Annotated in this window: 21 protein-coding genes and 1 pseudogene; 11 read left to right on the top strand and 11 right to left on the bottom strand. The window is 62.1% G+C overall.

Features of this window, described 5'->3' with window-relative positions:
• Positions 1 to 27: 27 nt before the first annotated feature.
• Genes GJ699_RS22610 through GJ699_RS22595 form a run of 4 tightly spaced genes read right to left on the bottom strand, consistent with a single transcriptional unit; the run spans position 28 to position 1,990 of the window.
• Positions 28 to 234: a DUF6434 domain-containing protein gene (locus GJ699_RS22610; protein WP_154380568.1), complete on the bottom strand. Its 207-nt coding sequence runs from the start codon at positions 232 to 234 to the stop codon at positions 28 to 30.
• Positions 235 to 243: 9 nt separating this feature from the next.
• Positions 244 to 807 (bottom strand): nucleotidyltransferase family protein, encoded by a 564-nt coding sequence (locus GJ699_RS22605; RefSeq protein WP_229262245.1) that lies wholly within the window; start codon positions 805 to 807, stop codon positions 244 to 246.
• Positions 804 to 1,424 (bottom strand): hypothetical protein, encoded by a 621-nt coding sequence (locus tag GJ699_RS22600; protein WP_154380566.1) that lies wholly within the window; start codon positions 1,422 to 1,424, stop codon positions 804 to 806. The genes GJ699_RS22605 and GJ699_RS22600 overlap by 4 nt, the downstream gene beginning before the upstream one ends.
• On the bottom strand, positions 1,421 to 1,990 hold the full coding sequence (locus GJ699_RS22595; RefSeq protein WP_154380564.1) for a hypothetical protein: 570 nt from the start codon (positions 1,988 to 1,990) through the stop codon (positions 1,421 to 1,423). The genes GJ699_RS22600 and GJ699_RS22595 overlap by 4 nt, the downstream gene beginning before the upstream one ends.
• Positions 1,991 to 2,142: 152 nt before the next feature.
• Here GJ699_RS22595 and GJ699_RS22590 point away from each other — a divergent pair, with 152 nt between their 5' ends.
• The 3 genes from GJ699_RS22590 to GJ699_RS22580 are packed head-to-tail and all read left to right on the top strand — an operon-like array spanning position 2,143 to position 3,748.
• Positions 2,143 to 2,403 carry a DUF4160 domain-containing protein gene (locus tag GJ699_RS22590; protein WP_154380562.1) on the top strand — a complete coding sequence of 87 codons (261 nt, stop codon included), beginning with the start codon at positions 2,143 to 2,145 and terminating at the stop codon, positions 2,401 to 2,403.
• Between the two features lie 4 nt (positions 2,404 to 2,407).
• Positions 2,408 to 2,662: a DUF2442 domain-containing protein gene (locus tag GJ699_RS22585; protein WP_154380560.1), complete on the top strand. Its 255-nt coding sequence runs from the start codon at positions 2,408 to 2,410 to the stop codon at positions 2,660 to 2,662.
• A 51-nt stretch (positions 2,663 to 2,713) separates the two neighbouring features.
• Positions 2,714 to 3,748 carry a DUF5694 domain-containing protein gene (locus GJ699_RS22580; RefSeq protein ID WP_154380558.1) on the top strand — a complete coding sequence of 345 codons (1,035 nt, stop codon included), beginning with the start codon at positions 2,714 to 2,716 and terminating at the stop codon, positions 3,746 to 3,748.
• Between the two features lie 38 nt (positions 3,749 to 3,786).
• Here GJ699_RS22580 and GJ699_RS22575 read toward each other — a convergent pair whose 3' ends face one another.
• Both GJ699_RS22575 and GJ699_RS22570 read right to left on the bottom strand, forming a co-directional pair.
• Positions 3,787 to 5,262 (bottom strand): DEAD/DEAH box helicase, encoded by a 1,476-nt coding sequence (locus GJ699_RS22575; RefSeq protein ID WP_154380556.1) that lies wholly within the window; start codon positions 5,260 to 5,262, stop codon positions 3,787 to 3,789.
• 303 nt (positions 5,263 to 5,565) lie between these two features.
• Positions 5,566 to 6,093 carry a cyclic nucleotide-binding domain-containing protein gene (locus GJ699_RS22570; protein ID WP_195763625.1) on the bottom strand — a complete coding sequence of 176 codons (528 nt, stop codon included), beginning with the start codon at positions 6,091 to 6,093 and terminating at the stop codon, positions 5,566 to 5,568.
• A 177-nt stretch (positions 6,094 to 6,270) separates the two neighbouring features.
• Between GJ699_RS22570 and GJ699_RS22565 the strand changes: the two genes are divergently transcribed.
• On the top strand, positions 6,271 to 6,672 hold the full coding sequence (locus tag GJ699_RS22565) for a hypothetical protein (RefSeq protein ID WP_154380552.1): 402 nt from the start codon (positions 6,271 to 6,273) through the stop codon (positions 6,670 to 6,672).
• A gap of 4 nt (positions 6,673 to 6,676) precedes the next feature.
• Here the strand turns inward: GJ699_RS22565 and GJ699_RS22560 are convergent, their stop codons facing one another.
• The 3 genes from GJ699_RS22560 to GJ699_RS22550 form a co-directional block, all read right to left on the bottom strand.
• Positions 6,677 to 7,699 carry a hypothetical protein gene (locus GJ699_RS22560; RefSeq protein ID WP_154380549.1) on the bottom strand — a complete coding sequence of 341 codons (1,023 nt, stop codon included), beginning with the start codon at positions 7,697 to 7,699 and terminating at the stop codon, positions 6,677 to 6,679.
• Positions 7,700 to 7,751: 52 nt separating this feature from the next.
• Positions 7,752 to 8,543 (bottom strand): enoyl-ACP reductase FabI, encoded by a 792-nt coding sequence (gene fabI / locus GJ699_RS22555; protein WP_154380547.1) that lies wholly within the window; start codon positions 8,541 to 8,543, stop codon positions 7,752 to 7,754.
• A gap of 187 nt (positions 8,544 to 8,730) precedes the next feature.
• The gene (locus GJ699_RS22550) at positions 8,731 to 10,101 is read right to left on the bottom strand and encodes a transglycosylase SLT domain-containing protein (protein ID WP_229262243.1); all 1,371 of its coding nucleotides are present in this window, start codon (positions 10,099 to 10,101) and stop codon (positions 8,731 to 8,733) included.
• Between the two features lie 230 nt (positions 10,102 to 10,331).
• Here GJ699_RS22550 and GJ699_RS22545 point away from each other — a divergent pair, with 230 nt between their 5' ends.
• A complete protein-coding gene (locus tag GJ699_RS22545; protein WP_154380545.1) occupies positions 10,332 to 10,889 on the top strand; it encodes a DUF1415 domain-containing protein in 558 nt (185 codons plus the stop codon).
• A complete protein-coding gene (locus GJ699_RS22540; protein WP_154380543.1) occupies positions 10,886 to 11,074 on the top strand; it encodes a DUF1289 domain-containing protein in 189 nt (62 codons plus the stop codon). The genes GJ699_RS22545 and GJ699_RS22540 overlap by 4 nt, the downstream gene beginning before the upstream one ends.
• Here the strand turns inward: GJ699_RS22540 and GJ699_RS22535 are convergent, their stop codons facing one another.
• Positions 11,075 to 11,584 (bottom strand): DUF1993 domain-containing protein, encoded by a 510-nt coding sequence (locus GJ699_RS22535; protein WP_154380541.1) that lies wholly within the window; start codon positions 11,582 to 11,584, stop codon positions 11,075 to 11,077.
• A 153-nt stretch (positions 11,585 to 11,737) separates the two neighbouring features.
• Here GJ699_RS22535 and GJ699_RS22530 point away from each other — a divergent pair, with 153 nt between their 5' ends.
• Entirely contained in the window at positions 11,738 to 14,860 is a 3,123-nt protein-coding gene (locus GJ699_RS22530; protein WP_154380539.1) for a bifunctional diguanylate cyclase/phosphodiesterase, read from the top strand.
• 18 nt (positions 14,861 to 14,878) lie between these two features.
• Positions 14,879 to 17,152, top strand: coding sequence for a xanthine dehydrogenase family protein molybdopterin-binding subunit (locus GJ699_RS22525; RefSeq protein WP_154380537.1), 2,274 nt, complete (start codon positions 14,879 to 14,881; stop codon positions 17,150 to 17,152).
• An 89-nt stretch (positions 17,153 to 17,241) separates the two neighbouring features.
• Here the strand turns inward: GJ699_RS22525 and GJ699_RS22520 are convergent, their stop codons facing one another.
• Positions 17,242 to 17,667: a thioredoxin family protein gene (locus GJ699_RS22520; protein WP_154380522.1), complete on the bottom strand. Its 426-nt coding sequence runs from the start codon at positions 17,665 to 17,667 to the stop codon at positions 17,242 to 17,244.
• An 84-nt stretch (positions 17,668 to 17,751) separates the two neighbouring features.
• Here GJ699_RS22520 and tsaB point away from each other — a divergent pair, with 84 nt between their 5' ends.
• The 3 genes and pseudogenes from tsaB to GJ699_RS35345 form a co-directional block, all read left to right on the top strand.
• Positions 17,752 to 18,444, top strand: a complete 693-nt coding sequence (gene tsaB / locus GJ699_RS22515) for a tRNA (adenosine(37)-N6)-threonylcarbamoyltransferase complex dimerization subunit type 1 TsaB (protein ID WP_154380520.1) — start codon at positions 17,752 to 17,754, stop codon at positions 18,442 to 18,444.
• Positions 18,441 to 18,914, top strand: coding sequence for a ribosomal protein S18-alanine N-acetyltransferase (gene rimI, locus GJ699_RS22510; RefSeq protein ID WP_154380518.1), 474 nt, complete (start codon positions 18,441 to 18,443; stop codon positions 18,912 to 18,914). The genes tsaB and rimI overlap by 4 nt, the downstream gene beginning before the upstream one ends.
• Positions 18,915 to 19,126: 212 nt before the next feature.
• Positions 19,127 to 19,345: pseudogene (locus GJ699_RS35345) on the top strand (DUF4440 domain-containing protein); the annotation flags it as partial.

Genomic DNA, 19,345 nt, shown 5'->3' with positions numbered 1-19,345 from the left:
AAAACTACGAAAAGGTCAGCGATGTGACTATGCGTGACGGCGCAGCCATTCGTCCGCGACGTCGCCCATGTTGCTGGCGTTGCCGCTGCGGATCCAGGCCATCAGCTCGCGGCTGAATTTGAAATCCGGGCCGCATTCGGCGGTGAGGAAGCGGCGCACGTTTTGTGTGTTCCGGTAATCGGCGTCGATTTGTGTGTCGCGGGATAGCTGCCCGCCGTGCCAGTCGAATGTCATCGCTTCTCCTTAAATGATGGTGACCTGTGGCCAGCGCTCGGCAAAGCGCTTGGACTGGACGCGTTGCTGGTAGGTGGCGGCGCTGGCGCGGGCGGGATTGTGGCGCACGCGCATGGCGAACAGGTCGTCCAGACCGTGCGGGGCGATGATGCCGATGGTGTCGTCGGCGCGCAGGTTGACGCCGACGCAAGTGGCGTATTCGGGCCAGGTGGCGATGCCGGCCGCCAGCGAGTCCAGCGGGACCACGATCTGCGACTGGTGGGTCAAGAACCAGTGATGCACCAGTGCCTGATTGGTTACTTCCCAGCGGACCGATGGTTTTAGTGCTATCAGACGTTGCAGCATCTCGGCTTCGTGCTGGGGGCTGGTGTCGGCATCGTGGTACACCACGTCGACGTCATCGTAGTGCGTTGGTTGGCGGTAGACGTGCAGCGCGTCCCACACCAGCGACCTGACCGCGCCGGCGCCGATGCACCACGATGCGAGTTCCAACTGGCGCGCGGTTTCCAGTAACGCCATCAACGCGGGCGATGAGTGCACCAGCTCAATCAGACGGCTCTCCAGAGCGCTCATGGCGCTGCACGCTCGCGGCAGTCCCCGCCGTAAGCCTCGGTATATGGCTTATCGAAACAGGCGATCAAGCCGTCAACCACGTCGATGTTGGGCGGCCAGCGGATTTTTCTTTTCTGGCCATCGGCGAAATCGAGTTCGATGTAGCCGTTGACGATGGGCGGCAGGTCGGCGCCGGGTGGCGGCTGGAAGGCAAGCAGGCTGGCACGCGCTTGCTCCAGTGCCGCGCGGTCTTTGCGCAGAAAGGCGATGGTGGCATCCACATAGGGGTTCCAGTCGCCTGTGTCGGCGCTTGCGGGCTTGCGGGATTTTTCCATCAGGGCGATGGCGGCGGCGTCTTGGCCTGCGTCCGCGCGCAGCTGCGCTTCGTGCCAGAACAGCAGACCGGATTCGGATTGGTGGGCTTGCTGGTAGTCGCGCAGCAGGTCGGCTGCGACCACGGCGCATTCCGGCTTGGCTTCCAGCGACCGCCATCCGGACGGCATTTGATCGAATTGCGTTTCGTCGAGGGCGAGCATTTGGGCGCGGTCGTAAGCGCAACTGGCCGGTGGGGCGTCTTGGGCGCTGGCGCTGTTGAGCAGGCCGCAGCACAGCAGCAGGGCGGTCAATTGCTTTGTCATTTGGCGGCTTTGTGGGTGTCGTTAAAGGATTTGATCATTTCCGCTTCGCGCTGTTTGGCTTCGTCCAGCGTGGGGACGTTGAGTTCGCGGCGCACGGCATCGGGCACGTTGGGATCGACTGCGACCAGATGCGGTGGGCGATTCATCCGGGACTGGAACTGGGTGCCGTAGCGCTGCGGGCGGCCGACGCGCATCAGGAAGCGGTCCATGCTGGCAGCGGCCAGCCATTTGGCGCGCTGCTCGCCTTTGCCGATGGCGATCACGCACAAGTCGTGGGCGAGCAGGGCATCCTCGGGTTCGAAGGCATGTTGCAGCACCATGGCGGCGTGGTAGTAGTCTGCGCCGGTGGCGAGTTGGCCGGCTGCGATCAATTGCTTGACGCGCAGTTCGCGTTGTTCGTCGCGGTTGTTGATGGCTTCCCAATCAAGCTGGCCGCCCGGCACCACGTTGCGGTCGGATTGGTCCGCTTCAAACATCTGGGCCAGCTCCTCGCTGACCGTCACCGGCGCCGCGCCCGCGCACATCGTGATCGAGGACAGCAACACCACCACAACCATCTTCAGCATATCGCACCCACTCAAAGCTCAGGACGAGACAGTGTACTTGGATGTGGTCCAAAAAATATCACCGATTCTCACTTATTAAGCATGTTTGAGCCCACTCAAGCAGGTCTCGGTCGGCGTTGTTATCGTGGCTCAGATCGATCAGGGGGGACGATATGCCAACCATTAGCAGAGTACACGGAGCTACGATCCGTATGTTCTATCGGGATCACCTTCCTCCGCACTTTCATGTGCGCTATGCTGGTTGCGAAGCCACCATTGATATTCGAAAGCGTATTGTTCTGTCAGGCTATTTGCCACCCCAAATATTAGCTGCCGTGGTGCGTTGGGCTCAGCTTCATAGAGATGAGCTTTTACAAAACTGGCGTCTGTGCGCGGTGCTGCAAGTTCCGCAGCCGATTACTCCATTGAGGTGATGATATGGACTGGGACGTGATTGAGGTGAAACCGCAGGGAGATCATTTGCTTCTGGTGCGGTTTAAGGATGGGCTGGAGGGGACGGTGAAATTTCTGCCTTCGGCTTTTCGCGGCGTGTTTGCTCATCTGCGCGATACGGTGCAGTTTGAGAGGGTAGCGGTGCTGGATGGTGTCGTCACTTGGCCGGGCGAGATTGATTTAGCTCCCGATGCAATGCATGCGGAAATCAGTCGCAGCGGGCAATGGATTTTGTCCTAGGGTTTTTCGTTCTGACTTACACTGACCCATCTTTTACGATGCGGAGAGTGTATGGTTAAGTGGGCTTGGATGGTGATGGCGGCCTTGCCGCTGGTGGCGCAGGCGCAGGGTGAGTTGTCGGCGCTGGACCGGGACATGGCGGGGCCGCGCGCGCAGGTGCTGGTGCTCGGTACCGTGCATCTGAGCGGGATGCCGAAGAGCTTTAACCCGGCGTCGCTGGATGGTGTGCTGGACCGCCTGGCGGTATTCAAGCCGGACATCATTACGGTCGAAGATCTGTCAGCCGAGGAGTGCGATCAGGCGCTGCGGCAGCCGGCCAAGTATGGCAGCGATTATTGCGCACCAACCGATGCCGCCAAGGCCGCCACCGGCCTCGATCTGACGGCCGCCATCACGGAATTGAACAAGATCCTCAGGACCTGGCCCGCGCAGCCAACGCCCGCACAGCGGCGTCACCTGATTGCGGTGTATCTGGCGGCAAGTGAGCGCGGCTCCGCATACGCCCAATGGCTGCAACTACCGGAGCCGGAGCGCCGCGCTGGCGACAGTCTGGACGACAAGCTGGTGACCGGACTGCGCAACGCCGCCACCGAGAATAATGAGAGCTATCAGATCGCCGCCCGACTGGCCGCGCGGCTCGGACTGCAGCGCGTGCATCCGGTCGACAACCACACCGGCGATGTGCTTGATGTGGACGACGTACAAGCCTACGGGCGCGCGCTGCAAGCGGCGTGGACCGCCGGCGGCGCTGCCATGAAAGAAGTGGAAGCCCAACAGAAGAAACTGTCAGAGGCTGCTGATCTGTTGCCGCTGTACCGCCAGCTCAACGATCCCGCCAATCTGCGCGTGCGCGCCGACGCCAACGTCCGCGCCGCCATGCGCGCGCCGGGCTATCCACAGATCTGGGTGGCGGGATGGGAAATCCGTAACCTGCGCATGGTCGCCAACATCCGCGAAACCTTCCGTGAGCGTCCCGGTGCGCGCGTGCTGGCCATCGTGGGCACGGCCCATAAGCCATGGTTCGACGGCTGGCTGGGCCAACTGCAGGGCGTGGACATCGTCGACGCGCAGCAGGTGCTGAAGTAAAAACGGCCACCAGTTTGTGCTGGTGGCCGTTAGGCTAATTAGCGGTCGCCGTAGCTGCGACGCGGACGGTCGCTGTTGTACGGGGTGTTACCTTTGTAACCGCCGCCTTTGTAACCTTCGCCGCTGCCACGGTTTTCGCTGTGGCCACGGTTTTCGCCGAAGCTGCGGCTTTCGCCGTTGCCTTCACGGCGCGGGCCGTTGCTGCTGCTGCCTGGCTTGCTGAACGAACGCTGGCCTGGCTTGGCGCCGCCACGGTTGTCACCTGGTTTCCAGCCGCCTGGACGCGACGAACGCGGTGCGACGCTGGATTTCTTCGGCTCGTAACCTTCCACCACGTTCACCGGAATCAACTGCTTGGTGAAGCGCTCGATGCGTTTCACGTGCATGCCTTCGGCGTGGTTGACCAGCGAGATCGCGTGGCCATTGCGGCCGGCACGGCCGGTACGGCCGATACGGTGCACGTAGTCCTCAGGGAACTTCGGCAGGTCGTAGTTGAACACGTGGGTGATGCTCGGCACGTCGATACCACGGGCGGCAACGTCGGTGGCGATCAGGATCTTGACCTGGCCGCGGCGCAGGCTGTCCAGGGTGCGGTTACGCGCGCCCTGGTGCATGTCGCCGTGCAGCGCGGCAGCCGAGAAACCGGCGATGTTCAGACGGTCGGCGATGGTGTCGGCGTCACGCTTGGTGGCGGTGAACACAACGGCCTGATCCAGCGTTTCGTCGCGCAGCAGGTGGTCCAGCAGGCGGTTCTTGTGCGACAGGTCGTCGACGAAGTGCACGCGCTGGGTGATGTTTTCATGCTTGTTGGCCGCGCTCATGATCTGGATGATCTGTGGCTCTTTGGTGATGCGGCGCGCCATGTTGCCGACCACGCCATCCAGCGTGGCCGAGAACAGCATGGTTTGACGGCTCGACGGGGTCGCTTCGACGATCTTTTCGATGTCGTCGATGAAGCCCATGTCCAGCATGCGGTCGGCTTCGTCCAGCACCAGGATTTCCAGTTGCGAGAAGTCGATCTTGCCCGATTCCATGTGGTCGATCAGACGACCAGGGGTGGCGACCAGGATTTCCGGATTCTTGGCCAGTAGTTGCATCTGCTTAGGATAAGGCATGCCGCCCAGGATCGACACGGCCTTGATGCGGCGCAGGTTGACGCTGTACTTGTCGGTGTTGGTGGTGACCTGCAACGCCAGTTCGCGGGTCGGGGTCAGCACCAGCATTTTTGGCTGGGCGGCTTTGAAACGTGGGCGCTCGCCGCGCGCACGGGCGGCTTGCATTTCTTGATTCGGGGTTTTGCCGGCGGCGCTTGGCTCCAGCTCGGCAAGGCGGTGCAGCGACGGCAGCATGAAGGCTGCAGTCTTGCCGGAACCGGTTTGCGAGGATACCAACAGATCCTTGCCAGCGATCGCGGCTGGCACTGCCTGCTCCTGTACCGGGGTCGGCTTGGTGTAGCCGGCGTCGGTCAGGGCTTTGAGAATGGACGTGTTGAGACCTAATGCTTCAAATGTCATGCTGTTCTTTCGTAAAAATCAGGCGCTCACGCTTCATAGCGGAACGCGGAATAGCAACGCCTACCAAAACGAAATGACTCAATCAAAATCGAAAGAAATTTCGGCACAAAAGCTTTGCGCCGGGACGGTGTCAGATCAACGACACCAGAGGCGGGAGGGCTTTATTAGGCATCAGAATGATGCGCTGAGGCTTGCGTTAGCTTGCTTTATGTTACTGGCTGAGCTACCGCTATCGATTCGCTATCGACCTAAGTAGCATATGCTAGACCGCTATTATGCCCTAGTTTGCCTCTGTTGTATAGTCTAGCTGGCCATGCGCTTCAGCAGGCGCTCGAAGCGCAGGCTGGCCTGATGGGCCTTGGCCAGCATCGCTTCGCTGATGTCGTCGGCGTGCGGCATGCCGGGTTCGTCCAGCTGGCCGTAGCCGAAGCGGCGTGTGGTGTGGCGCATGCGGGCCGACATGAACACCGCAAGCGCGCGGTAGAAGCGGGCGGCGAACGGGGCGTCGGCGGCCAGTTTGTTGCGCAGCCGGGTGTGCGACAGGCGCAGCGCCGAGGCGCCTTGATTGGCGCGCACCGAGGCGGTGCTGCGCGCCGGGTCGACCAGCGACATTTCACCGATGATCTCGCCGCTGCCCAGTTCGACGATCAGCTCGCCGCTGGCGCTGAGCACCGAGAAGCTGCCGTCCAGCACGAAGTAGACGTTGTCTGGCTGGCTGTCGAACGGAATGATCTCGGCGCCGACCGGATAGCGCAGGCGATCGCCAGCATTGGCCATCCATTCCACGTCCTCATCCAGCAGCTCGCTGAGGATGAAGAGTACTTTGCGCATGCGCGCCGGTTCCGGCATCAAGTCGGTTCTGTTCACTGGCCACCTAGTCTGGATATTGTTTTTAATTTCAGTAAGTATAAACTTTTTTCACGTGGAAAGATATCCAATCGACAATAAGCTACCGTGCGCGGCCGGTGTTATTAATAAAATAAGATTGAGCTTTTTGCGGAGGCGGAGATGAGGTTATTTCTCGTGGTAATGCTGGGCTGCTGCGCGGTGCAGGCGTCGGCGCAGACTTTCAATGAAGCGGACAAGGTCAGTGTCAAGCTGGGTGTGCGGCGCGATTTTCTGACGGCGGTCAGCGGCGCTTGCGGCCGATTGTTTCCCGAACATGCGCCTCAATACCAGAGTGCGGTGCAGTCCTGGCGACAGGCCAACGAGGCCGGTCTGAAGCGGGCGGACACGCTGATGCTCACGCGCAGCAGCCGCGAGGATGCGCAAGCCATGCGGCCACTGGTGGATGAGGAAAAGCGCACGCTGCAAAGCTGGCAGACCGGCAAGCTCGGCATCTCACAGCAAAAGGCGCCCACCATGGCCGATTGCGACAAGCTTTACGCCAGCCTGGGCACGCTGCCCTGAGCGCTTACTTAGGGCCGCGCAGCCCGTTCATCCTTTGCGTGCCTGTCGCCGACAGGAACGGCGCCAGCGCCTGCCACTTGATCAGCACGTCCTCTTCGCAGGGGCGGTCGATATAGGCGTTGGCGGAGGGATGGAACACCACGCCTTCTGCGGTCGGCCATGCGCGGTCGAAGGAAACCTGCGCCTGGCACTCGCTGTTGATCTGTTCATATTCCTTCCAGACCAGTTCCTGCAGCGTGCGGCGCGGGATGCCGGGATGGTAGCTGCCGATCGGCCAGGCGCCGCTGAACCAGCCGCGCAAGTCTTCCGGCTTGCCGGTGGCGACCGCGTAGGTCTCGCCGCCGGCCTCGCCATAACCATGCGCGCCGCCGCAATAGCCGGTGTACTCGCGTGACAGCACGACAATATCCGCAGTCCAGGCGATGATGCCGGTGGTGATGGTGTTTTTCCACGGATGCCCTGGACCATCGCGCATGATGCCCAGCGAGGCGCATTCGACGATGTCGCCCAGATTGCTGGCGACCATTTCCTGTAGCTGCTGGTTCAGCGCCTGAATGCCGGCGCCATCGCCCTGCAGCGTCACACTGTAAAAATCCTTGATGCCGGGCGAGGTGACTTTCCGGTAGCTGTTGGCGCCGATGGCAATCGGCGCACTGAGCTGCCGCTTCAGGTTGCGGATGCGGCGCTCGGCATCACTTTGGCCAGGCGCCGCGCTCAGCGGCAACTGCTTGTCGCCGGCCGGCGTGCGCCATACCCCGGTCAGGGTCTTGCCTCCTGCGCAACGCAGCTCCAGTTGACCGGTCTGCCGGCCTTGGGCATCGTACTCGCGCCACTTGCCGGCTTGCGCATCCGGCGCCAGGTAAAGTTCGGCCAGATTATCGCGGTAGTGATAGCGGCCACGGTAATGCCAGGAATCGCCGGTCTCGCTGAAATCCAGCGTGACCGGGATGGTGCCGATGGTGCCGCTCCAGACCTGTTCCAGGCATTCATCAGCATGGGCGGCAGGGGCGAGCAGGGCGGCGAGCAAAAAAAACGCCCCGACAGGCGAGGCGTTTTTGAGGCGTGTCGGCATGGACGACTTATTGGTAGTCTTCAGCGTTCAGGCCCATGACGTGCGAGAAGCCGCCATCGACGTAGGTGATTTCACCGGTGATGCCGGAAGCCAGGTCCGACAGCAGGAAGGCGGCGGTGTTGCCGACTTCTTCGATGGTGACGTTGCGGCGCAGCGGCGCGTGCGACGAGGCAAAGCCCAGCAGCTTGCCGAAGTCCTTGATGCCGGACGCGGCCAGGGTCTTGATCGGGCCAGCCGAAATGCCGTTCGAACGGATGCCCAGCTTGCCCAGGTTTTCCGCCAGGTAGCGTACCGACGCTTCCAGCGAGGCTTTGGCCAGGCCCATGGTGTTGTAGTAAGGGATGGCGCGCACCGCACCCAGGTAGGACAGGGTCAGCACCGACGAACCATCTTTCAGCAGCGGCAGCGCGGCCTTGGCCATGGCCGGGAAGCTGTAGGCCGAGATATCGTGGGCGATGCGGAAGTTTTCGCGGGTCAGGCCGTCCAGGAATTCGCCGGCAATGGCTTCGCGCGGCGCAAAGCCGATCGCGTGTACCAGGCCGTCCAGCTGCGACCAGCTTTTGCCCAGGTCGGCGAACAGCGCGGTGATTTGCTCGTCGCTGGAGACGTCGCAGTCGAACACCAGTTTGCTGTCGAATTCGGCGGCGAATTCGGTGATACGGTCTTTAAAACGTTCGCCAACGTAGGTGAACGCCAGTTCGGCGCCTTCGCGATGGCAAGCTTTGGCGATACCGTAAGCGATGGAACGGTTCGACAACAAACCAGTGATGAGGATTTTTTTGCCTTGCAAGAACGCCATAAGGGACTCCGATTGCAACTGCGTGCACGTGCTGCCCGTTGGGCTGGCTGGCGACGTCAGTGGGGTTATGTTTTTTTAGTGTACGAGACTTGCCCGACACGCAAGACCGAGATTGTAGGACGTGTAAGCCGCATCCGCAACCTCTGAATCGCACGCTGACGGCCCGGTAATGCGGGCCGTAGCGTGTTTAGTTGGCTTTGCGATGTTTCCGGGTTTTGGCGTCGTCACGCGCGACGCGTGCCTTCACCAGCGAGACGCTGCCTTTTTCCGCCTTGCCATTCTTGGCCGGCAGTTTGTAGCCTTTGGCCGACTTGCCGCTGCGCTCGGCCTCGTAGGCGACCGTGGCGTTGTCTTCAGGAATGTCGAGATTGGCCGAGGCCGAAATCTTCGGCACCAGAATGGTGGAACCGGCTTTCAGCACCGAGTTCTGCGGAATATTGTTGGCCTGGCGGATGACTTCCGGCGAGGTGTGGAAGCGCGAGGCCAGCGAGCGGATCGATTCGCGCGCGCTGGTGATCTTGTGGGTCGACCAGGTCGACAGTTCCTGGCTCCATTGCGCCAGGTTGATGTGGAATTTCTCCGCATTTTCCTTTGGCAGCAGAATCTTGGTGTCTTCGCCACCGGTGATGACCGGACGCTTGAACTGCGGATTCAGCGCCTTGAACTCGTCCACCGACAGCTCGGCCAGGTGGGCCGCCACGGTCAGGTCGATATCGCTGGTCTTGTCGACGGCGGTGAAGTAAGGCGAATTGTCGATCACCGGCAGGCTCAGGCCGTATTGCTGCGGGTTGGCGACGATATTCTTGACCGCCTGCAGCTTGGGCACGTAGTTGCGGGTTTCGGCCGGCATTTGCGCGGCCAGGCTTTCAAAGTCGGTCGGCTTGCCGGCAGCCTGGTTGCGCTTGATGGCTTTCTGCACCGAGCCTTCGCCCCAGTTATAAGCGGCCAGCGCCAGTTGCCAGTCGCCAAACATATCGTACAGGCGCTGCAGATAGGTCAGGGCGGCGTCGGTCGAGGCCAGGATGCCACGGCGTTCGTCCTTGAAGGCGTCTTGCTTCAGATTGAAGTCGCGGCCGGTGCCAGGCACGAACTGCCAGATGCCGGCAGCATTGGCGTTGGACAGGGCGTTCGGGTTGAACGCCGACTCAATAAAGGGCAGCAGCGCCAGTTCGGTCGGCATGCCGCGCTTTTCCAGCTCGGAGACGACGTGGAACAGGTACAGCGAAGCGCGCGCGGTGGTGCGGGCGATGTAGTCGGGACGGGTGGCGTACCAGTTAACGTGCTTGGTCACCAGATCGTTATTCACATCCGGAATGGCATAACCACTGCGGATGCGGCCCCAGACGTCTTTTTCGCGGAAAGCTTCCTCGTCGACCGCTTTGGCCGGTTTGATAAGTTTCAGGGAATTAACATCAGGGATGGGGGATTTCGGCAGGGGGGAGAGCGCGGCGGTGGCCGTCGGCAGGCCCGGTGCCTCATCGTAGGCCAGGGCCAGCACTGGCGCCAGCAGCGCCATTAGCGCTGCGATCGCCGCGGATTTAGAAATTCGTGCTTGCATAGTTTTCCATGGTTGGCGAGAAGAAACATCGCGTGGACTATGAATTAAACGTGGAGTGTACGAAGGTAGGACGATCGAGTCAAGAAATATGTCATCCATATGACTAATTCTTATATGTAATAATTCCCGTCAAATAAGGGTGAGATCGCTGCAAATTGACGGAAATAGGAGATGGCGCAAAGAGTGCGTACAATCCTGTTTTTATTAAGCAGTGATTGAGGAATAGCAATATGAGTAGCCCCGCCATCGAACGCGACGCGGTGATCGCCCAGACCGTCCATTGGCTGGAAAAGGCCGTGATCGGCCTGAACTTGTGCCCCTTTGCCAAGGCGGTGCATGTCAAAAAACAAATCCGCTATGTGGTCAGCGAGGCGGAAACGCCGGAAGAGCTGCTGGAAAAGCTGATGGAAGAGTTGCAGTATCTGGCCGATGCCGATCCGGAAAAGATCGATACCACGCTGCTGATCCATCCGAACGTGTTGACCGACTTCTTCGATTTCAACGAATTCCTCGACGTGGCCGATGCCGCGCTGGAAGACCTGGGGTTGGATGGCTTCCTGCAGATCGCCAATTTCCACCCGGAATATCAGTTTGCGGATACTGATCAAAATGATATCGGCAACTACACCAACCGCTCGCCGTATCCAACGCTGCACCTGCTGCGCGAGGACAGTCTGGACCGCGCGGTGGAAGCTTTCCCCGAGGCGGCGGATATTTTTGAAAAGAATATCGAGACCATGGAAAAACTCGGCCACGACGGCTGGGACAAGCTGCTGGAGCGGCCATGAGCGATTTGCCGGTCCGTCCGGACACACCGTGCGTGGCGGTGTGTTCGACCACCTTCGACGACGTGTGCCGCGGCTGCGGCCGCACGGTGGTCGAAGTGGCCCATTGGGTATCGATGACGCCAGAGCAAAAGGAAGTGGTCTGGCAGCGCATCCTGGCGCAGGGCTACCCGCGCCGCAATACCTGATTAATACGACCCGATAAAGTCTTTCTTGCCGACTTCCAGGCCGTTGTGGCGCAGGATGTCGTAAGCGGTGGTGGCGTGGAAGTAGAAGTGCGGCAGCGCATAATGGAACAGATAGGTCTGGCCCACGAAGTGCTTGGTTTTCTCGCCGCTGCCGGTGGTGATGGCGCGGCCTTCGCTACCCTCGATCTGCGCCTGCGGTACGCTGTCGATGTAGGCTAGGGTCTTGACGATGCGTGCTTTCAGGTCGGCAAAGCTGGCTTCCTTGTCTTCATACGACGGTACTTCCTGGCCGCCCAGACGCGCTGCGGCGCCTTTGGCGAAGTCGCAGGCGATCTGGATCTGGCGCGTGAACGGCAGCATGTCCGGGAACAGACGGAACTGCAGCAGCGCGGCCGGGTCTATCTTCTTCTCGGCCGCATGCACTTCGGCCTTTTCCAGGATGGCGTGCAGACTGTTCAGGATCTGTTTAAACACAGGAATAGAGGCGGAGTACATCGAAAAAGTGGTCATGGCGAATTCCTATGTGTGGGAAAAGAGTCGCGATCATAGCGCGGCGGCAGGTTTTTTGCTTGCCTCTGACTTTTTCGACATTTTTACGTGCATAATTCCATCAAGTAACAATTTCAGACCGATGATGCCAACTTTTCAACGACAGTGCCGTGCATGAGTAGCACGACGATTTATCAGAAAATGCGCGCCCGCCTCAGCGCGCTCTACGGACTGTCCATCTACGGGGCGCTGCTGCTGGTGGTATTCGGCGGTCTGGTGATTCCGGCCATCATCGGCAGCTATCTGCTGATCGGCGTGCACGAGCAGCAGTCGGCGCGCGTGGCACTGAACGAATCGTTGCAGCGCAACGCGGACATCCTGGCGCTGGGCATGCAGGAATCGCTGTGGAACATGAATGCCGAATCGGCCCATTCGCTGGTCGAATCGGTGATGCGCGACCGCTCGGTGCTGCAAGTGCAGGTGGTGGGCCAGGCCGATACCCAGTTCATGCACGTGCGTTCGCCGCGCGTGGCCAGTGGTAACGTTTATCGTGCCGAACGCGAGATTCTGGTGCGCGGCGAGCGCATCGGCAAGATCATGGTCGAAATGGACGATGCGCGCAGCCAGCAGGAGTTGCGCGAGAAGCAGCTGTCCTATGTGTTCGTGCTGGCGGCGCAGCTGACGGTGTCGCTGCTGCTGATCGTGCTGTTCCTGAATGCGCGCCTGATCAAGCCGCTGCGCAAGCTGATGCGCTTCTCCGACCGCCTGTCGCATGGCGACTTTGAAACCCGGCTGGAACTGAGCGGCAGCGATGAGCTGGGCCGGCTGGCGCAGCAGCTGGAGCAGATGCGGGTCGCGATCAAGCGCCTGTTCGAAGACATCGGCCAGCGCGAGGAACGCTTCCGCACTATCGTCACGCAGGTGCCGGGCGCGGTGTTCCGCTTCCGTCCCGACGGACCGATCGACTTTGTGTCGGATGCCATTGAGGACATTTCCGGCTACTCGGCGTCGCAGTTCATGCGCAGCACCACCCATGCGTGGAGCAATCTGATCGCGCCGGAAGACCGCAAGAAGCAGCGCCGCGTGATCGGCCAGGCGATCCGCGACGGCCAACCCTACGCAATCGAATACCGCATTCAGGACGCCTCCGGCGCCGAGCGCTGGGTGCAGGAAAACGGCCAGCCGCAGGCATCCGATGGCGACAGCAACTCGCCCTGGGTGGACGGCATCATCTCCGACATCAGCCAGCGCAAGCACAATGAGATGCGCATCGAAGCGCTGCTGGCCGAGCAAAGCGCGATTCTGGACAACGTGATGTTCGGCGTGATGTTCGTGCGTAACCGTCACATCGTCTCGGTCAACCGCCGCTGCGAGGAGCTGTTCGGCTACGAGCCGAGCGCGATGACCGGTGCCTCCACCGCCATCATGTTCCTGGACGCCTTCGACTTCGAATCGTCGGGCGCGCGCCAGTACCCGCTGCTGTCGCACGGCGATTACTTCAGCGAAGAACGCCAGTACCGCCGCAAGGACGGCAGCGTGTTCTGGTGCCTGGTCAGCGGCTATGCGCTGGACCACAACCGCGCCAACGAGGGCAGCATCTGGGTGTTTGCCGACATCACCGAGCGCAAAGGGGCGGAAGAAGAGTTGCGGCTGTCGGCCACCGTGATCGAGCACATTGCCGATGGCGTGGTGGTGCTGGACGCGAAGGGCACGATTGTCGCTGTCAATCCGGCGTTCTCGCTGATCACCGGCTACAACGAGGAAGACGCGCTGGGCAAGGACTACACGCTGACGCGCTCCTATCGCCACGAACAAAGCTTCTACGACCAGATGTGGCAAGAGCAGCTGGACACCGGCTACTGGCGCGGTGAGTTGTGGTGCCAACGCAAGAATGGCGAGCTGTATCTGGAATTCCTGACCGTCAGTGCGGTGCGCGACACGCGCGGCCAGACCACGCATTACGTCGGTGTGTTCAGTGACATCACCAAGGCCAAGGAGTCGCAGGAAAAGCTGGACCACCTGGCCCACCACGATCCGCTGACCGCGCTGCCGAATCGCCTGCTGTTCAACGATCGCTTGCAGCACGCGCTGCAGCGCGCCTCGCGCGATGGCGAACAACTGGCGCTGCTGTTCATCGACCTGGATCGCTTCAAGAACGTCAATGACACGCTGGGTCACCACATCGGCGATGAGCTGCTCAAGCAAGTGGCCAAGGCGCTGCAGGACCGCCTGCGCGAGGGCGATACGCTGGCGCGTCTGGGTGGCGATGAGTTCATCGTCCTGCTGGAGAATATCGACAACCAGTACGGCGCCAGCCTGGTGGCCGAAAAGCTGGTGCAGATGTTTGAGCAGCCGTTCATGGTGGCGGGGCACGAGCTGTTTGTGACGTGCAGCGTCGGCATCTCGCTGTTCCCGGACGACGCGGCCGATCTGAATATGCTGATCCGTAACGCCGACGTGGCCATGTACCAGGCCAAGGCGCGCGGCCGCAATGGCTTCAGCTTCTATGCGCCGTCAATGACCGGCGAGGGCGTCGAGCGCTTGCGCCTGGAGACCTTCCTGCGCCGCTCGATCGAGAAGGACGAGATCTTCCTGAACTATCAGCCGCAGGTGGAAATTGATACCGGCCGCTTGATCGGCGTTGAGGCGCTGGTGCGCTGGAATCATCCGGAACTGGGACTGATTCCGCCGATTCGTTTCATTCCACTGGCCGAGGACACGGGCTTCATCAACCAATTGGGCAAGTGGGTGCTGCACGAAGCCTGCCGCCAGATGGTGCGCTGGCAGCAGGCCGGCCTGCATGTGCCGAAGATCGCGGTCAATCTGTCGGCCAAACAGTTTGAGCGTGGCTCCATCGTCAACATGGTGGCCGACATCCTCAGCGACACCGGTCTTGAGCCGCAGCGTCTGCAGCTGGAGGTGACCGAGTCGGTGATTATGAATACCGGCGACGCCATGGTCTTCATCAACGACCTGCACTCGATTGGCGTGGCGCTGGCGATTGACGATTTCGGCACCGGCTATTCGTCGCTGGCCTACCTGAAGCAGTTGCCGGTGCAGACGCTGAAGATTGACCGCTCCTTCATCAAGGACATCTCGACCGACGTCAATGACGAGGCGATCGCGATTGCGATTATCCAGCTGGGCAAGAGCATGAACCTGTCGGTGATCGCGGAAGGCGTGGAGACCGACGAGCAGGCCGCCTTCCTGCTGCGCCACGGTTGTAACCTGGCGCAGGGTTATCTGTATAGCCGTCCGCTGTCGTCGGATGATATGCTCGCTCGCTGGCAAAAATAAAAAATACCGGAGACTGTGATGCAGGCAGTGAAAAACAAATCGCGCCGCCGATTCATCCTCGGCGGCGTGGCGGCGACGGGCGCGCTGGTGGTGGGCTGGGGGCTGCTGCCGCCGCGCCAGCGTTTGAATGGCAGTCATCCGCTGCCGCTGAGCGGCGACGCGGTCGCGCTCAATGGCTGGGTGGGGATCGCCAAGGACGGCACGGTCAGTGTCGCCATGCCGCGCAGCGAAATGGGGCAGGGCGTGTACACCGCCTTGCCGATGCTGGTGGCCGAGGAGCTGGATGTGCCGCTGTCGTCGGTGCAGATCGTGCAGGCGCCGATCGATAAAATCTTCGGCAATGTGGCCATGCTGAAGGATGGCCTGCCGTTTCATCCGGACGATACCGGCCGCCTGAAGACGGCGGTCAGCTGGGTGGTGGGCAAGGCCGCGCGCGAGCTGGGGCTGATCATCACCGGCGGTTCGTCCAGCGTCAAGGACGCGTGGGAGCCGATGCGCGAAGCCGGCGCCACCGCGCGCGCCATGCTGGTCGCCGCTGCGGCGGCGGAGTGGAAAGCGCAGGTAGCCGATTGCCGTACCGAGGATGGTTATGTGCTGCATGCGGATGGCCGCAAGCTGGCCTATGGCGCGCTGGCCGAAAAGGCGGTGACGGCGGCGCCGGGCGAGGTGCGTCTCAAGTCGCCGCAGGAATTCAAATTGATCGGCAAGCCGCAGGCGCGGCGCGACACGCCGTCCAAGGTGAACGGGCGCGCCATCTTCGGCATCGACGCGCGGCCGCCGGGTGTGCTGTATGCGGCGGTGCGGATGTCGCCGGTGATCGGCGGTACGGTGGCCAGCGTGAAGAGCGATGTGGCGCTGAAGATGCCGGGCGTGCTGAAAGTGGTCGACTTTTCTTCTGCGCTGCCTGAGCGCACCGGCGCTGGTGCTGGCGTGGCGGTCATCGCCAAAAGCTACTGGCAGGCCAAGCAGGCCGCGCTAGCGCTGGAGATTCAATGGAACGACGGTCCGCTGGCTGGCCTGTCGAGCGACGCCATCTACGCCGACTTCGCCGCCAAGCTGGATACGGAAGACGGCTACGCCTACTACAAAGCCGGCGACATGGACGCGGTGGAAGGCAAAGCCGCCGGCGTGGCGCGCACGCTGAAGGCCGAATACCGCGCGCCCTATCTGGCGCATGCGGCGATGGAGCCGGTTAACTGCACCGCCCAGGTCAAGGACGGCAAGGTGCGCGTGTGGGCGCCGACGCAGTCGCCCGGCTTTGCGGTGGATGTGGCGGCCAAGGTTGGTGGCGTGTCGGCGCGTGACGTTGAGCTGCATGTGACCATGCTGGGCGGCGGCTTTGGCCGACGGCTGGATGTGGACATGGTGGCGCAGGCGGTGGCGATCGCCAAACAGGCTGACGGCTACCCGGTGCAGATGATCTGGTCGCGCGAGGACGACACAACGCACGACGTGTATCGCCCGGCGGCGCTGGCGCGCTTCCGCGCCACGCTGGACGCGGCGGGCAATGTGCTGGGCTACGATAACAAATCGGCCAGCGGCTCGATCTCGCACCAATTCTTCCAGCGTAACCTCGGCCTGCCGGCGGGAGGGCCGGACAAGACCACCGCCGAGGGCGAATTCGACATGCAGTACCACTTCGCCAACCAGCGCATCCGCCACGTGATCGTGGACAGCGCGGTGCCGCTGGGGTATTGGCGCTCGGTGGGACACTCGCACAACGCGTTCTTCAAAGAGAGCTTCATTGACGAACTGGCGCATGCGGCGGGCAAGGACAGCGTGATGTTCCGGCGCGAGCTGCTACGGCAGCATCCGCGTCATGTCGCGGTACTGGATGCCGCCGTGGCCAAAGCCGGCACGCCGCCCGAGGGGCGGGCGCATGGCGTGGCCTTGCACCAATCGTTCGGCACGATAGTGGCGCAGGTGGCGGAGGTGTCGGTGGAAGGCACTGAAATTCGCGTGCACCGCGTGGTGTGCGCGGTCGATTGCGGGCTGGCGGTCAACCCCAACACCATCGCCCAGCAGGCCGAATCCGGCGTCATCTTCGGCTTATCGGCCGCCTTGTTTGGTGCCGCCACCATCAAAGGCGGCAAAGTCGAGCAGAGCAACTTCCACGACTACCCGGTGGTGCGCCTGAACCAGGCGCCGCAAGTCGACACCATCATCCTGCCGAGCGCCGCGCATCCCGAAGGCATGGGCGAACCGGCGACACCGCCGATCGCCCCAGCCGTCGCCAACGCCGTCTTCAAGCTGACCGGCAAACGCCTGCGCAGCCTGCCCCTGACGTTGTAACCGGGGTCAATCCTCCCAAAGCTACACGGGCTCTACCGTAGCGTTCCGCTACGGTAGAGCCCGTGTAGCTTTGGGAGGATTGACCCCGGTTACAAAGCGTCGCGCAGCAGGGTGTGCAGGTTGCAGTGGCGCTGCCAGTCGGCGCGCTCCTGGTTGTTGATGATGAGTTCCTGCAGCTCTTCGTCGCTCTGGGCGGCGGTCGATTGCACCAGGCGGTGGGCGATGCCGGCATCCGGCAGCATGGTGCCGAAGAAGGCGACCAGGTCGTGGTGCTGGATCAGCAGGGTGGGGAAGTTTTCGACATCCAGGTCGCCCACCACGTCGGCGTGGTCTTCGATGTCGATCCAGACGAAGAATTTGTCCGGGTGGCGCGCCGCCAGTTCTTCAAACGTGGCGCGGTAGCTGGCGCAGGTGCCGCACCAGGCGGCACACAGGCAGGCTACGATCCAGCGCTCGCCGGCCAGGGCGGCGGTCACTTCTTCGCGGTTTTCGGAATTCAGGGTCAGGCTGTGCATGATGGTCGGGCTGGCGGCGCGCTCAGCGCCAAAACGCGTATTCTACATCTTCGCGCCCGCCTGCGCGCCGGGTTAAAATACGGCATGCCTATCATTCTTGCCATTGAAACTTCGTCCGAAACCGCCTCCTGCGCTTTGCTGCGGGGCGATGCCGTCATCAGCCGCGTCTCCAGCGGCGTCCGTACCCATTCCCAGGCCGTGTTGCCCATGATTCAGGAATTGCTGACCGAGGCCGGCATTGCGTTGCAGGATTGCGATGCGGTGGCCTATGGCGCCGGTCCTGGGTCGTTTACCGGTGTGCGCACCGCTTGCGGGGTGGCGCAAGGGCTGGCGTTCGGCGGCAAGTTGCCGGCGGTGCCGGTGGTGACGCTGGATGCGATGGCGCTGGCCTGCCATCAGCAGCATGGCGCCGATGAGGTGCTGGTGGTGCTGGATGCGCGCATGGGTGAGGTGTACTGGGCGCAGTATCGCTTTGAGAACGGTGAGCCGGTGGCGGTGTTGCCGCCGGTGTTGTCGGCGCCGTCCGAGGTGCGGCCGCAGGGCGCGCCGGTGGTGTGTGGCAATGGTTTGTCGGCCTATGCTGATGCCTTCCCGGCCGGCGGTTTTGCCGAGGTGATGCCGCATGCGGCGCAGATCGCGCAACTGGCGGCGACGGCGTTCGCGGCCGGCCGCACGGTGACGGCGGCGGAGGCGCAGCCGCTGTATCTGCGCAATAAGGTGGCTTACACGCAGGCGGAACGCCGTGAGATGGTGGCCACCAAGGAAGGTGGCGCATGACGGCGCAGCTGTGGGATCTGGCGCGTCTGCAGTATGAGCCAATGCAGGCATCGGACCTGGAAGAGGTGCTGGCGCTGGAGGAGAGCGTGTATCCGCATCCGTGGAGCATGGCGAATTTTGTCGATTCGCTCAACTCGCAGTATGAGGCGTGGGTGTTGCGTGATCGCGATGGCTATTTGCTGGGGTATTTCCTGCTGATGGCGATCGTGGATGAGGCGCATTTGCTGAATGTGGCGGTGTCGGCTGAGAAGCAGGGACAGGGCTTGGGCCGTTTTCTGCTGAATCAGTCGGTGGCCTGCGCGCGCGGGCTGGGCATGGAGTCGATGTTGCTGGAGGTGCGGCCTTCGAATACGCGGGCGCTGCAGATTTATGAGCGTTATGGATTTAAACAAATCGGCCGTCGCAAGGGTTATTACCCGGCGGCCAACCAGCAACGCGAGGACGCGATTGTGATGCGGTTTAAGGTATGAGTCAGTCGTCGGCACGGAGTGCGCTGTTCCTGCAGGAGATGGGCGTCGGTGTGCAGTGGAAGTTGCGACAGGGCTCGCAGGATGAGGGCGCGATGGATGGCGCGCCGGTGGCGCTGGCTGTCGTGGCGCCGGAGCAGCAGGTTGCTGCGCCTGTGGTGCCCGCGCCCGCGCTTGCACCTGCACCCGCACCCGCTGCTATCCAGCCGGAGGCTGTGAGCGCCGCTCCGGATGTGCCGGTGCCGGCGGCTGCCGCTCAGGCGTCCGCGCCGGTCGCTGCTGTCAGCGCGCCCGCGCGTGCTCCAGAGTCGCCATCCGCCGCATTGGATGACGAATCGACCGCGTGGTTTGATGACGCGCCGGCCCCGCCGCCAGCCGCACCATCCGCCCCGCGCCAAGGGCCAGCCGCGCGGCCGCCTGCGCCTGCTCCCGCG

Origin of the sequence: Duganella guangzhouensis (genome assembly GCF_009674535.1) — a bacterium.
In the GTDB taxonomy this organism is placed as follows: Bacteria; Pseudomonadota; Gammaproteobacteria; order Burkholderiales; family Burkholderiaceae_D; genus Rugamonas; species Rugamonas guangzhouensis.
The sequence above is the reverse complement of the archived record's forward strand: the minus strand, read 5'-3'. Positions and strand labels throughout refer to the sequence as shown.

Coding starts and splice junctions, on each gene's coding strand:
- GJ699_RS22610 (WP_154380568.1), bottom strand. CDS start 234: ATGACATTCGACTGGCACGGCGGGCAGCTATCCCGCGACACACAAATC.
- GJ699_RS22605 (WP_229262245.1), bottom strand. CDS start 807: ATGAGCGCTCTGGAGAGCCGTCTGATTGAGCTGGTGCACTCATCGCCC.
- GJ699_RS22600 (WP_154380566.1), bottom strand. CDS start 1,424: ATGACAAAGCAATTGACCGCCCTGCTGCTGTGCTGCGGCCTGCTCAAC.
- GJ699_RS22595 (WP_154380564.1), bottom strand. CDS start 1,990: ATGCTGAAGATGGTTGTGGTGGTGTTGCTGTCCTCGATCACGATGTGC.
- GJ699_RS22590 (WP_154380562.1), top strand. CDS start 2,143: ATGCCAACCATTAGCAGAGTACACGGAGCTACGATCCGTATGTTCTAT.
- GJ699_RS22585 (WP_154380560.1), top strand. CDS start 2,408: ATGGACTGGGACGTGATTGAGGTGAAACCGCAGGGAGATCATTTGCTT.
- GJ699_RS22580 (WP_154380558.1), top strand. CDS start 2,714: ATGGTTAAGTGGGCTTGGATGGTGATGGCGGCCTTGCCGCTGGTGGCG.
- GJ699_RS22575 (WP_154380556.1), bottom strand. CDS start 5,262: ATGACATTTGAAGCATTAGGTCTCAACACGTCCATTCTCAAAGCCCTG.
- GJ699_RS22570 (WP_195763625.1), bottom strand. CDS start 6,093: ATGCGCAAAGTACTCTTCATCCTCAGCGAGCTGCTGGATGAGGACGTG.
- GJ699_RS22565 (WP_154380552.1), top strand. CDS start 6,271: ATGAGGTTATTTCTCGTGGTAATGCTGGGCTGCTGCGCGGTGCAGGCG.
- fabI (WP_154380547.1), bottom strand. CDS start 8,543: ATGGCGTTCTTGCAAGGCAAAAAAATCCTCATCACTGGTTTGTTGTCG.
- GJ699_RS22550 (WP_229262243.1), bottom strand. CDS start 10,101: ATGCAAGCACGAATTTCTAAATCCGCGGCGATCGCAGCGCTAATGGCG.
- GJ699_RS22545 (WP_154380545.1), top strand. CDS start 10,332: ATGAGTAGCCCCGCCATCGAACGCGACGCGGTGATCGCCCAGACCGTC.
- GJ699_RS22540 (WP_154380543.1), top strand. CDS start 10,886: ATGAGCGATTTGCCGGTCCGTCCGGACACACCGTGCGTGGCGGTGTGT.
- GJ699_RS22535 (WP_154380541.1), bottom strand. CDS start 11,584: ATGACCACTTTTTCGATGTACTCCGCCTCTATTCCTGTGTTTAAACAG.
- GJ699_RS22530 (WP_154380539.1), top strand. CDS start 11,738: ATGAGTAGCACGACGATTTATCAGAAAATGCGCGCCCGCCTCAGCGCG.
- GJ699_RS22525 (WP_154380537.1), top strand. CDS start 14,879: ATGCAGGCAGTGAAAAACAAATCGCGCCGCCGATTCATCCTCGGCGGC.
- GJ699_RS22520 (WP_154380522.1), bottom strand. CDS start 17,667: ATGCACAGCCTGACCCTGAATTCCGAAAACCGCGAAGAAGTGACCGCC.
- tsaB (WP_154380520.1), top strand. CDS start 17,752: ATGCCTATCATTCTTGCCATTGAAACTTCGTCCGAAACCGCCTCCTGC.
- rimI (WP_154380518.1), top strand. CDS start 18,441: ATGACGGCGCAGCTGTGGGATCTGGCGCGTCTGCAGTATGAGCCAATG.